Here is a 12,938-nt window from a genome sequence, read left to right as displayed (position 1 = left end):
TGTCCTGAAAAGCTAGGGAACCGGACACTTTCGTGCAAGCGGTCCGGGTCACACTTGCCACAACTAAAGTGACGTTCGTGCCCAATCGGTCACAGCAGCCGCAGCGTGTATTCCAGGGTGTAAAGCGCAAGGCCGGCAAGCCCACCGATCAGCGCGCCGTTGAAGCGGATGTATTGCAGATCCTTGCCGACATTGACCTCGATCAGGGAGATCAGCTGCTCCATGTCCCAGCTCTTCATCTGGTCGGCGATGAAGCCCGAGACGCCGCTCTTCTGCTCGGCGACGACGGTGCGCAGGATCGCCACCAGGCCCTGATTGATCTCGCCGCGCAGGTCGGTGTCGCCGTCGAGCGCGTCGCCGGCCTCGACCAACATTCGCGCCAGCTGATGCTGCAGCACCTGCGACTCGCCCGAGGCGCTGCGTTCGATGAAGTCCTTGACGTTGGCCCAGATGGTGCGCCCGAGATTGGCAAGCTCCGGCCGCGCCATCAAATCGCGCTTGAGACCATCGATGCGGTCGGCGAATGCCTTGTCGCTGCCGAGCCGGTCGACAAAGGACAGCAGCATGCGGTCGAACTCGCCGCGGAACGGATGCTGCGGATCGTTGCGCACTTCCTCGAAGAATTTCGTGGCGGACGCGATGATCCGGTTCACCACGAACTTGTCGGCACGATAGAGCCTGAGCAGCGTCGGCATCTCGGCGCGGACCTTGTCGCGGATCACCGCCATGGTCTCCTGCTGCGTCAGCGTCTGGTGCAGCACGCGCAGGATGTCGTCGAGCAGGCCGCCATGCTTGCCCTCCTGCACGAAGCCGCGCAGCGCGCCGGCCGCGAGCGGCGCGAGGTCGATCGAGAGCACCTGCGTCGTGACGCGGCGGCTGATGAACTGCATCAACCCCGAGCTCTCGGTCGCCGCGAATGCCTCGGGCAGCATCCGCAGCACGAAGCGGGCGAGATCCTCGGAACGTTTGCGGTCGCGCAGCCAGTCGGCGATGAACGAACCGAAATCGATCTCGCGCAGCTTGGCCTCGACCGGCCCGGATTCCAAAAAGTTGTTCTCGATGAATTCGCCGAGCTTCTCGGCGATGCGCGCCTGATTGCTCTGGATGATCGCGGTATGCGGGATCGGCAGGCCGAGCGGCCGCTTGAACAAGGCGACGACGGCATACCAGTCGGCGAGGCCGCCGATGGTTGCGGCCTCGGCAAACGCGGCGATGAAACCGAACACCGGATGCACCGGCAGCAGTGCTTTCGCTGCGATGAAGATGATGAAGGTTGCCGCCAGCACGCCAGTCGCCAGCCACTTGACGCGCCGCAGCTCGGCCGCGCGTTCGACGTCGACTGGCGTTGCGATGAGGGCGGCGGGAAGGGTCATGGGGTTTCGCGGGGGTGACGAACGAAGCATAGCATGGCTCACCGCCGTCATTCCGGGGCGTGCGAAGCACGAACCTCAGGTGCGCAATTGCGCACCGGGGAATCTCGAGATTCCGGATCGCCGCTTCGCGTCGTCCGGAATGACGGTGGACACATGAGCTATGAAGGACACCGCCAAAAAAGAAGGCCCGCAAAATGGCGGGCCTTCGAAAAGGGCAGTTGGTCAGCGCGGCCGCGATCAGGCGGTCTTGCCGTAGACCTTGGCGAAGTTGTCCTGCGCGGTCTTCGCACCATCGGTGACGAGCTTGCCGAGATACTCAGTGGTGGCCTTCGCCCGCGAGACGAACAGTTCGCCACGCGCACGGGCCAGCTCCGACTGGATCTGGGCGGCTTCGCTCAGCGACTTGGCCGACGCGAGCTTGTCGATGCCGGCGAAGAACGCCTCGGCGTCCTGGTAGATCGCCTGCTGGATGTTGCGGCTGATCTTGGCGGCTTCGGTCACCGAACCGGCAACGGCGGACTCGATCACGTTGGTCACCTTCTCCGAGCCGGCATAGGCATCGGCAGCGCGGGTCTTGGCGGCCTCGGCCTGCTTCTTCACGAACTCACGGGCGGCTTCCGGAACTTCCAGGTTCTGAAGCTTGGTGAACGCCTCGGTGACGGGCGCGAAGGCTTCCTTGACGCTGTTCAGCACGGAATTGGTTTCGGTGGTCATTGGGGTCTCTCCATCCTCAGGTTTGAGCTATGGGCTCACCCCGTCCGGTTTGGCCCGGGGCAACGGTGTTATGACACGCCTCATGGTGCGTCGCAACATCTATGTTGCAGCGCGATATCACGAACCTGTGAACAGCACGAAGATCCGGCGGAATGCCTAGAGAACCAGCAGGAAACGGTTTCTAATTACCACTGACCGCGTCAGACACTCCGTAAGCCTCCATTTGGGCCCGGACCTGCGCCACGTTGTGCCCGAGCACGACAATGTCGTGGGTCTTGCCCTCGACGTCGCGGACATGGTCGCGCAGCAGGGCCTCAGCCTTGAAGCCGAGGCTCTCGAACAGCGCGATCGCCGCCCGCTGATCGACGGTCATCTGCACCGAGAACTTCTCCAGCCCGGCACCGAGCGCGATGGCGAAGGTCTCCTGCGACAGCGCCCGGCCGACGCCCTGCCCGCGCACGTCGAGCGACACCACCATCCGGATCTCGCCGACATGCGGCGACCAGGAATGCGGATCGCGCACCAGGGTGCCGCAGCCGACCACCTTGCCGTCCTTGATCGCGAGCAGGCTCGTGATGTCGCCGCGCTCGATCTCGTTGATCCAGGCCGACAGCACCTTCGGCTGGCTGATGTTGCGCGGCAGGAACAAGAGATCATGCGTCGGCAGCTTTTGCGCGAAGGCCAGCACCGCGGCCTCGTGGTCCCGAATCATCAGGCGAAACTCGATGTCGCCCGCCTCGGTCTTGACGCGGCGCGGATAGGAACGTTGTTCGGTCATGTCGATCTCTCTCAAGTCGACCCTTCTTAGGTCGATCTTTTGCTCAGCCAGGAGTCCAGTTTCGGCCACAGCCGCTTGATTGCATTGGCGCCGGCGACCAGCGAGACGTGACCGCCCTTCAGCATCACCTCCTCCTTGTCCTCGGAGCCGATCTTGGTGATCAGATGTTTTGCCGCATCATACGGCACGATGTGGTCGTGCTCGGCGACCGCGTGCAGGATCGGCACCTTGATGTCGGCAAGCTTGGCCGCGCGGCCGCCGACCGTCATGGTGTCGTTGTAGAGCTTGTTGTCCCACATCAGGTCCTTGGTGATGGAGCGGAAATATTCGCCCGCGAGCGGCAGCGTGTCGGTCGCCCAGCGATCGAACATCCGGTACGACTTGACGAACTCGTCGTTCCAGATGTTGTCCCAGAGCTGGATCTGGCCGACGACACGCGCGGCCGGCCGCAACATGTCGAACGATTGCAGGATCAGTTCGGGCGGCATGTTGCCGGTGCTGTCGATCAGGCGGTCGACGTCGAAATAGCGGCGGTCGGCGAAATTCGAGAACAGCTTCATCTCGCGGAAATCGATCGGCGTGGTGAAGCAGATCAGGTTCTTCATCGGCCCGTCGTTGAAGATCGAGCCGTACAGCAGCGACAGCACGCCGCCGAAGCAATAGCCGATCACCGAGACGTCCTTTTCGCCGGAATCCTGCTGCACGCGGCGGACCGATTCCGGAATGAAGTCGAGGACGTAGTCCTCCATGCGCAGCGATCTTTCCTCGGGCTTCGGCGCACTCCAGTCCAGCATGTACACGTCGAAGCCGCGCTTGAGCAGGAACTCGATGAAGCTCTGCCCCGGCACCAGGTCGAGGATATAGCCGCGGTTGGTGGTCGCCATCACGATCAGCACCGGCACGCGATAGACTTCGCTGGCCAGCGGCCGGTAGTGATAGAGGTTCATGGTGCCGCGCGAATACAGCACGTCTTTCGGCGTCGAGCCGAGCGACGGGCCGGAGCTCGAGAAATACTCGACGCCCTTGATGCTGCGCTGGATCGCGCGCTGCACCTCGGACTGGACCCGCTCGGAGATCGAGGCGAAATCAAAGGGGGTGGGAGCATTCATTTGCTGCCTCCCTCCGCTGGCGGCTGCTTGGTGCGCGGTGGCCGCGGCGTTGCGCCGTGGCCGTCGTCCGGCGCCAGCGAATTGTGGTGCACCTGCTGCAGCAGCGTCTTGATTTCGTTGAGCTGGTTCTCCATCGATTGCAGGCGTTCCGCCATGCCGACGAGCTGGGCGCGGCTCGGCAGGTTCATCGCCAGCAGATATTTCTCCATCAGCTCGCCGAGCTGCTTCTGCGCGCCGGCCGCAACGCCGCCGGCCTGGTTCATCGCCTTGGAAAATTCCGGCGAGCTCATGAGCTGGTTGCCGAAGGAGTTGAACCCCTTCTCCATCTCGCCAATCATCGTCTGCCAGATCACGGCAGGGTCGTTGCCCTTGTCGGCCATGCGGCGCTCCTCCACACCAATTTCGGGCGCTTGCCGCGCTTCCATTTGTTTCTGCCATACGACACTGTTGCTGCTGATCGGTCAACTGCGCGGCGCGACCAGCGACGCCGAGGCTCTTCTGCGCTGCGTCAATCCGTGGCATAGAGGTTCCTGACCGCGACACCAGCAGGGGACGCCCGTGACCACGCTCGCCCATCAGCCGCCGCAGATCATCCGCGCCAATGGCATCGACATCTGCTACGAGATGTTTGGCGATGCGAATGCCGAGCCGCTGCTCCTGATCATGGGCCTCGGCGCCCAGATGATCCATTGGGACGACGAGTTCTGCCGCCAGCTCGCCGCGCGCGGTTTTCGCGTCATCCGATTCGACAACAGGGATATCGGCAAATCCTCCCGCCTGAGCGGCGGCAAGCGGCTGACCGCGCTCGAACTGCTCAAGCTCCGCTTCCTGAAGATCCCGGTCGCAGCGCCCTACAAGCTGGCCGACATGGCGAGGGACACGATCGGGCTGATGGATGTGCTCGGCATCCGCACCGCGCATCTGGTCGGGGCCTCGATGGGCGGCATGATCGCGCAGGAGGTTGCCATCACCTTCCCCGAACGCGTGCGCTCGCTGACCTCGATCATGTCGACCACGGGCAATCCAAAGATCCCGGGCCCGACCCGCGAGGCGACCGCAGTGCTGATGGCGCCGCCACCGAAGAGCAAGGAAGAGTATTTCGTCCGCTTCGGGCAGACCTGGAAAGTCCTGCGTAACGGCTCGTTCCCTGAAGATGAGGCGCTCGATCCCGAACGCGCGCGGCGCACCTTCGAGCGCGGCCTCAATCCGGAGGGCGTCAGCCGTCAGCTCCGCGCCATCCTCGCCTCCGGCAGCCGCAAGGAGCGCCTGCGCGGCGTCAAGGCGCCGACGCTGGTGATCCACGGTACCATCGATCCGCTGGTGCATCCCGAAGGCGGCAAGGACACCGCGGTCTCGATCCCGGGCGCGAAGCTTGTGATGATCGAGGGCATGGGCCACGCCCTGCCGATTCCGATGTGGCCGCAGATCATCGACGCCATCGACAAGCACGCGCATGGCGCGGCGGCGAAGGCGGCGTGAGGCCGGAGCGTTTTCGAGCGAAGTGGATACGGGAAGAAAACGCGTCAAAGCCAGAATCGAGAGTCCCGTCCCGATTCAATCGGAACGGGGCTCCGGTATCTCCCGGTAACCATGTGAGCCGGGAGTGCGTTCTTCCGGGCGCGGCATGGACGCTGTAGAGAGCGCTATCCACCGCTCAGCCACCGGGAGCAACCAGATGAAGACCATCCTCCGGCCACAGACAGCCGTCGCCGCTCTCCTCCTCGCGCTCGCGTCTTCATCGGCAATGGCGGCTGCCAGCGAAGCGCAGCAGGAAGCCAACCGCAAGGCGGTGCTGGCGTTCTACGAGAAGGGGCTGAACCAGAAGGACGCCGACGCGGCGCTCGCCTATGTCGGCAACCGCTATGTGCAGCACAATCCCGGCGCGGCCGACGGCCCCGAAGGCTTCCGCAAGTTCATCGGCTTCCTGCGCGAGAAGTTTCCGAACTCGCACAGCGAGATCAAGCGCTCATTCGTCGACGGCGACTACGTGATCCTGCACGTCCACGCCGTGCGCGATCCCGGCACCCGCGGCAACGCGATCATCGACATCTTCAAACTCGAGGACGGCAAGATCGTCGAGCACTGGGACGTGGCGCAGCCCATTCCGGAGAATCCCGCCAACAGCAACACGATGTTCTGAGGCATCGTGATGGCTTGTGTTCAGCCACTGGCATGATCAGGCTGGCGAGCGCGCCGGGACGCCCGCTATTGCTTGACCGCGATCCAGATCACGTGGCGGACACCGCGGCCTCGGCCGGTGGCGCGGACGGCAATTTCGTTGACCGCGAACCCGGCCCGGGTGAGCGATTTCGGGAACTTGGCATTCGGACCGGACGACCAGACGGCGAGCACGCCGCCGCGCCGCAATGCGGCGTGTGCGATCTTGAGCCCGGAGACATCATACAGCGCGTCATTGGCCTTGCGGGTGAGACCTTCAGGCCCGTTATCGACGTCGAGCAGGATGGCATCGAAGCTGAGCGGTTGGCGTTCGATCACGCTGGCAACATCCTCCTCCCGGATATTCACACGCGGATCGTTCAGGCTGTCGCCGAAGATCTCCGCCATCGGGCCTCGCGCCCAGGCAACGACAGCCGGCACCAGTTCGGCCACCACGATTCTCGCCTCGGGCCCGAGCACGGCGAGTGCGGCCCGCAGCGTAAAGCCCATGCCGAGGCCGCCGATCAGAAAATGCGGCCGTTCGACCGTCTCGATCTTCTTCGCGGCAAGCGTCGCCAACGCCTCTTCCGAGCCCGACAGGCGGCTGTTCATCAGCTCGTTGGTGCCGAGCATGATCGAAAATTCGCGGCCTCGCCGCATCAGACGCAATTCACCCTCGGTTCCGGGAATGCGTGCGGTATCGATCTTTTCCCATGGAATCATGCGGCGGTTTGTATCATGGCAGGCACCTCTGCCGTAGCCCGGATGGAGCGAAGCGAAATCCGGGGTCTGCCCCGTCCGCACGAGACGCTGTCCCGGATTACGCTTCGCTTCATCCGGGCTACGAAGGCGTGAGCCTACCCACCTGTCCAGACGTCGAGCACGTAGCGGTTCCTGGTGCCCATTTCCTCGATCCAGCGCGCGGCGGCGTCGGTGTCGACACCGGTGCGCTCGCGATAGATCGAGATCAAGGTCGCCTTGACGTCGGGCTCCATCCTGCCGCCGTCGCCGCAGACATAGACGACCGCGCCCTTCTGGATCAGCTCCCAGACCCGGTCCTTCTGCGCGGCGACGAGGTGCTGCACATAGGTCTTCGGGCCATCGGCACGCGAGAAGGCGGTGTGGAGTTCACTGACGCCGTCGGCTGCGAACGCCTTCAGCTCATCCGCATAGATGAAATCCTGCTCAGGATGCCGGCAGCCGAAGAACAGCATCGCCGGCCCCAGCGTCGCGCCCTGCGCCCTGCGCGCGGCGCGCTCCTGCAGGAAGCCGCGGAACGGTGCGAGCCCGGTGCCCGGCCCGATCATGATGATCGGCACGGCATTATCATCGGGCAGGCGGAAGCCTGCCTTGGTCTCCTTGATGGTGGCGTGGACGGTGTCGCCGGCGCGGCGGCGCGCCAGATAGTTCGAGCACACGCCCTTGTAGATGCCGCGGCCGGAACTTGCCGGCGCCTCCACCACGCCCACGGTGACACTGCAGCGCTGCGCCTCGCCGGCCGGAGACGACGAGATCGAATAATAGCGCGGCGCCAGCAGCGACAGCATTTCGAGATAGAGGTGGAACGGCAGCTCGCAAGCCGGATATTCCTCGAGCAGGTCAAACACCGATTTGCGCTTCGCCAAGACGTCGGTGCGATAGCGCGCGGTCGAGGCATCGTCGTCCCCGACATAGGCCATCAGCTTCGGCTTGGTCACCGGGCAGCGAGTGTGCTCGGCCATGATCTGGATCTGCTTGCGGGTCGCGACCTGCTGCAACTCGACGAACTCAGTGAGCAGCCGCCCGACCGACACGGCGTTACCGACCGGCAATTGCGCACGGCGGCCTTCTGAGACCTGCAGACGGATCTGGTCGGCCGGCAGGAAGCCGAAGCGGCGCGCAACGGAATCGACCAGGGTCGGATCGTTGCGCGGCACCACGCTGAGATGATCGCCGACGCGATATTTCAGGCTGGTCGGCAGCTCGACCTCGATATGCCGGGTCGAACGCTCCGACGGATGAGCGCCTGCCTTGGTCTGCAGCTCGCTGTTGGCGAGCACCTTCATCGGCACCGCGCCGCCTTGCGTCACGATGGTGTTGACCGCACCCTGCGCCACCGGCTCGATCGCATAGAGCGGCTCGTCCTCGGCGGTGCGGGTGAAATTCCAGTCGATGCCGAATTCCTTGGTCGCGACCTTGGCCGCCTCCGGGAACCATTTCTGGAACTGGCCGTCGAGATCGCTGCGCGCATCGCCCTCGCCGCGCGGATAGACGGCGCGTGCGCCATGCTTGGTGAGCTGCTCATCGATGAAACGCGGCACCGACTGGTAGGTCGCGGCCCAATCGCTGTTGCCGCAGCCGAACACCGCGTAGCGGACCTTGGCGAAGGCATCCTTCGGCAGGTCGCTCTCGAGCCATTTGACGAACTGCGTCGCGTTGTCGGGCGCCGCGCCATTATAGGAGGCGCAGATGATCAGCACGCCGCCCTCCTCCGGCAGCTTGCCGACATAATCGTCCAGCGGGCCCAGCCGCGTCGCGAAGCCGTTGATCTCGGACAGATCGGCCATGCGGGTCGCCAGCTCCTCGGCGGAGCCGAGATTGGAGCCGTACAGCACCAGCATCGGCGTGTTGTGGCCGGGGCGCGTGGTCGGCGCGCGCGGCGCCTTTGGCGCGGCCGCAACCGCGCCCGTGCTGCCGGCGAACGCGCCGCGGTCCTTGTCGTCGCGCGGCCGCACCTTGATCCTGAAGCCGTCGGGCTTGACCGTCAGCGTCTCCTTCAGATGCATCTGGTAGCGATGCACGTCGATCAGCTTGAAGCGTTGCAGGATCATCCCGATCGCCAGCGCCGCCTCGTGCATGGCAAAGCCGCGGCCGATGCAGGCGCGCTGGCCGTTGCCGAACGGCTTCCAGGCATTGATCGGGCGCTTGGCCTCCGCCTCGCGGCTGAAATTCTCGGGATCGAACACGTCGGGGTTCGGGCCCCAGACGCTGGGATCGCGGTGCAGCGCCATCACCAGGATGGTGATGAAGGTGTTCTTCTTCAGCTTGTACTTGCCGCCGATCATCTCATCGTTGAGCGGCGCGATGCCGTAGGCCGGCGCCGGCGGCCACAGCCGCAGCGCCTCCTTCAGGCATTGCGTGATGTAGGTGAGCTGCGTCACCTGCTGATAGGTCGGCCGCGCATTGACGTCGGGACCGAGGACGCGATCGACCTCCTCATAGGCCTTCTTCAGCACCTCCGGGTGCTTCAGCAGCGCGTAGATCGTGCACGACAACAGGCCGCTGGTGGTCTCGTGGCCGGCGATCAGGAAGGTGTTGATCTGGTAGCGGATGTTGACGTCGTCGAGCTGCTCGCCGGTGGCGCGGTCGACGCCGGTCATCATCGCCGCCAGCATGTCCTTCTTGTCGTCGGTCGCGGCGGTGCTGCCGCGCCGCTCGGCGATGATCTCGTCGACCATCTTGTTCATGAAGGCGACGTCGTCGGCCAGCGTCCTGCGCCGCTTCTGCATCCACAGACCCTCGAGCGGCAGGCCGCGGGTCATCATGATGGTTTCGAGCGATCGCACCAGCGATTCCACGAACGGGTGGTAGTCGCGGCGGTAGAATGAATTGAAGCGGTAGTCGAAGCCGCAGAGGCCGATGGTGTCGAGGGTGAGCGCCGTCATGTCGTGGACGACCTCGATCTCCTCGTCGGCGTTAAGGCGCTCCCATTTCTTGACCAACTGCTCGGCAATGTCGACCATGCTCGGGTGGTACGACTGCATGGCGCGGTTGCCGAACGGCTGCATCAGGATGTTGTGCGCCTTGCTCCAGTTCGGCTCCTTGGTGTCGGCGGTGAACAGGCCGTCGCCGCCGACCGCACGCACCCGGCGCAGCGAGCCGCGCACGGCCTTGTCGAAGCGCTTCTCGTCGGAGAGCTCGTCGACGAGATCGTGACCGGACACGATCACGAGCGGCGCGCCCATCATGTCGAGCCAGAAGATCGGTCCGAGCTCCTTGGAGAGCTTGACGAGATGCTGCACCGGCGCGGTCGAGTCCAGCGACAGCATGTTGCCGACCACCGGCTTCGTCGGCGGATGCGGAATCGGACTCAGTCTGTTGCCGGACGCCATTTTCGAAGTGCCCCCTCTAACCTCAGTCATTCCGGGATGGTCCGAAGGACCAGACCCGGAATCTCGAGATTCCGGGTTCGATGCTGCGCATCGCCCCGGAATGACGACGCCGTCGTCAGCCAAACCGCTTTCTGCGCCATTCGATCAGCTTCGCGCTGACTTCGTCAGGCTTTTCCTGCTGCGTCCAATGGCCGCTGTCCTTGACCAGGTACTTCTCGAGGTCCGGCACCAGCCGCTCCATGCCGTCGGCGGCCGAGGGCGGCAGCACCGCGTCGTTCTCGGCCATGATCATCAGCGACGGCACCCGGACGTGATGGTCCAGGCCGGCCGAGCGCTCCCAGTTGCGGGTGAAATTGCGATACCAGTTGATGCCGCCGGTGAAGCCGGTCTTGATGAAGGTGTCGACGAACACCTTTTTCTCGTCCGCGGACAGGATCGGCGTGCGCGGATCATGCTTGGCGTCGTAATTCGCGATCATCTGCGGAAACGCCAGGTTGAGCCGCGCCGAGGCGCCGACGCCGGCGATCGGCTGTTCGGGCGGCGCGTCCGCCGGACGCGGCACCGGCTTGCGCATGAAGGCGTCGAAGGTCTGCTCGACGCGGCTGCCGAAGATGCGGTCGGGCTCGCGCGCCGGATCCTGGAACTGGACGATGTACATGTGATCGCCGAAGCGCTGGCGGAACAGCGCGATCGGATCCATCGGCGCGCGGTCCCAATGCGGCGTGTTGACGCCGACGACGCCGGCGACCCGCGCAGGATGCCTGAGCGGCATCTGCCAAACGACAAAGCCGCCCCAGTCGTGACCGACGAAGATGGCCTTGTCGATCTTGAGATGGTCGAGCAGGCCGACGAGATCGCCGGTCAGGTGCTCCATGTCGTAGGCCTCGACCGGCTCCGGCCGGTCGGTCGCGCCATAGCCGCGCTGATCCGGCGCAATCACCCGGATGCCGGCCTCGCCCAGCGCCTTGATCTGGTGGCGCCAGGAAAACGCCAGTTCAGGCCAGCCGTGGCACAGCACCACCGGCGGCGTGTCGGTCTTGGGGCCAGCTTCATAAAACCCCATGCGGATGCCGTTCGTCTCGGCGAACTGCAGCGGTGGCATTTCAATCATCGACCGGGATCCTTATTCGGCTGCGCCCTTGATGTCCGCAGGCGGGGGAGCGAACGCCGCCTCGAGTACATCGAACTCGAGCGGCAGCATGTCGCACATCACCTGCACGTGGGGAATGATGTTGGCGCCCACGATGAAGCCGAAATCGAGCTGATCGCGGTAGCTCTGCACGGTGATGTTGAGCGCCACGCCGTGGGTCGAGATCGAAACCGGGAAGATGTGCAGCAGCTCGGCACCGGCCGCATACAGCGTCTGCCGCGGCCCCGGCACGTTCGAGACCGTGATGTTGGTGGCCGGCGGCAGCACGTTGGAGAGGTCGGAACGGCTGTAGAGCAGCGCCAGGATCTGCACCAGGATCGGCGCGCCCAGCAGCGAGATGTTGGTGACCTGCGGCACCAAAGCGCGCAGCGGATGCGACATCTCCTTGGACTTGGTCGACTGCGCGATGATGGTTTCGAGCCGCTTCCTTGGGTTTTCGATGTCGGTCGCGATCGAGCAGATCATGCCGAACACCTGGTTGTTGGATTCGGCGTTGCCCTCCTCGCGCAGCGAGATCGGAACGCCTGCCGTCAGCGACTTGTTCGGCAGCGCGCCCTGGCTGATCAGATAGCGCCGCACCACGCCGGAGGCGAGCGCCAGCACGACGTCGTTGAGCTTGCCGCCGGACGCCTTCGCCAGTGCCTTGGCCCGCGACAGCGAGATCGAGGTGCCGGCAAAGCTGCGCTCGGACGAGATCGCTTTGTTGAGGATGGTCGGCGGCGAGGACATCGCCTGCAGGCTCTCGCGCGACCTCGGATCGGCGACCTTGGCGACGACGTCGGACAGGCTCTTCATGACCGTCGGCATGGAGCCGGCGAACTTCACCGCGCTCTCGATCTGGAACATGGCGTTGTCGAACAGGATCGAGCCGAGATCGCTCTTGCCGGAGCGCGGCAGCTCCAGGCTCTTCTGCGCGGCTGCGGCCGCCTCGAACGGCTGGGTCCAGAGTTGCTGATAGGCATCGATCAGATTGGCCGCGATGTCGCGCGGCTCCTGCGCGACTTTCTTCGCGCTCGGCGGCTCGATCTCGCGCGGCACCGGCGTCAGATCGTAGATCATGCTGGTCAGCGCCGCGCCGGCGCCGCCGTCGATGCAGGCATGGTGCATCTTGGAATAGAGCCCGATCTCGTTGTCCTTCATGCCCTCGAAGACGTAGAACTCCCAGAGCGGGCGGGCGCGGTTCAACAGCTTGGCATGCATCCAGCCGACGATGCGCTCCAGCGTCGCGCGATCGCGCGGCGCCGGCAGGCTGGCGCGGAAGATGTGACGGTCGATGTCGAACTGGTCGTCCTCGACCCAGGACGGATGATCGATGTCGAGGGGCGCCTTCTGCAGCCGTGCCTTGAGGATCGGCGCGATGTGCAGCCGCGAGGCGATCATCGCCTTGAACTCCTCGAAGAAGTCGCCCTTGTAGCCGTCGGGCAGGCGGAAGATCGCCATGCTGCCGACATGCATCGGCATTTCCGGCGTTTCCAGATAGAGAAACGATGCGTCCAGCGAGGACAGCTTCTTGGCGTCGCTCATGGTCTCCTCCCGAGAGCCTACTTACGCGGGCGCCTTGGGCGG

11 protein-coding genes are annotated in these 12,938 nt (G+C 64.6%); 2 read left to right on the top strand and 9 right to left on the bottom strand.

Translation table 11 applies throughout. The features are described from left to right. Nucleotides 1–89 precede the first annotated feature (89 nt). The 5 genes from ACVMIH_RS40770 to ACVMIH_RS40750 all read right to left on the bottom strand — a co-directional run bounded on the left by ACVMIH_RS40770 (nucleotide 90) and on the right by ACVMIH_RS40750 (nucleotide 4,354). Nucleotides 90–1,373 (bottom strand): DUF445 domain-containing protein, encoded by a 1,284-nt coding sequence (locus tag ACVMIH_RS40770; RefSeq protein ID WP_141340846.1) that lies wholly within the window; start codon nucleotides 1,371–1,373, stop codon nucleotides 90–92. 237 nt (nucleotides 1,374–1,610) lie between these two features. Next, nucleotides 1,611–2,087: a phasin gene (locus tag ACVMIH_RS40765; protein ID WP_028331816.1), complete on the bottom strand. Its 477-nt coding sequence runs from the start codon at nucleotides 2,085–2,087 to the stop codon at nucleotides 1,611–1,613. A 181-nt stretch (nucleotides 2,088–2,268) separates the two neighbouring features. After that, nucleotides 2,269–2,865 carry a GNAT family N-acetyltransferase gene (locus tag ACVMIH_RS40760; RefSeq protein WP_038383826.1) on the bottom strand — a complete coding sequence of 199 codons (597 nt, stop codon included), beginning with the start codon at nucleotides 2,863–2,865 and terminating at the stop codon, nucleotides 2,269–2,271. A 26-nt stretch (nucleotides 2,866–2,891) separates the two neighbouring features. Continuing rightward, nucleotides 2,892–3,974, bottom strand: a complete 1,083-nt coding sequence (locus ACVMIH_RS40755) for a PHA/PHB synthase family protein (RefSeq protein WP_141340843.1) — start codon at nucleotides 3,972–3,974, stop codon at nucleotides 2,892–2,894. Then, nucleotides 3,971–4,354 carry a hypothetical protein gene (locus ACVMIH_RS40750; RefSeq protein WP_057017659.1) on the bottom strand — a complete coding sequence of 128 codons (384 nt, stop codon included), beginning with the start codon at nucleotides 4,352–4,354 and terminating at the stop codon, nucleotides 3,971–3,973. Before ACVMIH_RS40750 ends, ACVMIH_RS40755 begins: the two co-directional genes overlap by 4 nt. Before the next feature lie 178 nt (nucleotides 4,355–4,532). On the opposite strand from ACVMIH_RS40750, the gene ACVMIH_RS40745 reads away from it, so the two are divergent. Both ACVMIH_RS40745 and ACVMIH_RS40740 read left to right on the top strand, forming a co-directional pair. Next, a complete protein-coding gene (locus tag ACVMIH_RS40745) occupies nucleotides 4,533–5,453 on the top strand; it encodes an alpha/beta fold hydrolase (RefSeq protein ID WP_200844535.1) in 921 nt (306 codons plus the stop codon). Nucleotides 5,454–5,649: 196 nt separating this feature from the next. Further along, nucleotides 5,650–6,114 carry a nuclear transport factor 2 family protein gene (locus tag ACVMIH_RS40740; RefSeq protein WP_456866238.1) on the top strand — a complete coding sequence of 155 codons (465 nt, stop codon included), beginning with the start codon at nucleotides 5,650–5,652 and terminating at the stop codon, nucleotides 6,112–6,114. Nucleotides 6,115–6,179: 65 nt separating this feature from the next. Here ACVMIH_RS40740 and ACVMIH_RS40735 read toward each other — a convergent pair whose 3' ends face one another. From ACVMIH_RS40735 to ACVMIH_RS40720, 4 genes are all read right to left on the bottom strand, one after another. Continuing rightward, entirely contained in the window at nucleotides 6,180–6,854 is a 675-nt protein-coding gene (locus tag ACVMIH_RS40735; protein ID WP_456866236.1) for a spermidine synthase, read from the bottom strand. A gap of 134 nt (nucleotides 6,855–6,988) precedes the next feature. Next, nucleotides 6,989–10,222: a bifunctional cytochrome P450/NADPH--P450 reductase gene (locus ACVMIH_RS40730; RefSeq protein ID WP_456866233.1), complete on the bottom strand. Its 3,234-nt coding sequence runs from the start codon at nucleotides 10,220–10,222 to the stop codon at nucleotides 6,989–6,991. Nucleotides 10,223–10,337: 115 nt separating this feature from the next. Next, nucleotides 10,338–11,333, bottom strand: a complete 996-nt coding sequence (locus tag ACVMIH_RS40725) for an alpha/beta fold hydrolase (protein ID WP_456866230.1) — start codon at nucleotides 11,331–11,333, stop codon at nucleotides 10,338–10,340. A 12-nt stretch (nucleotides 11,334–11,345) separates the two neighbouring features. After that, entirely contained in the window at nucleotides 11,346–12,896 is a 1,551-nt protein-coding gene (locus ACVMIH_RS40720; RefSeq protein WP_057017615.1) for a WS/DGAT/MGAT family O-acyltransferase, read from the bottom strand. Between the last annotated feature and the right edge of the window lie 42 nt (nucleotides 12,897–12,938).

The organism is Bradyrhizobium sp. USDA 4503 (assembly GCF_054055815.1).
The sequence above is the reverse complement of the archived record's forward strand: the minus strand, read 5'-3'. Positions and strand labels throughout refer to the sequence as shown.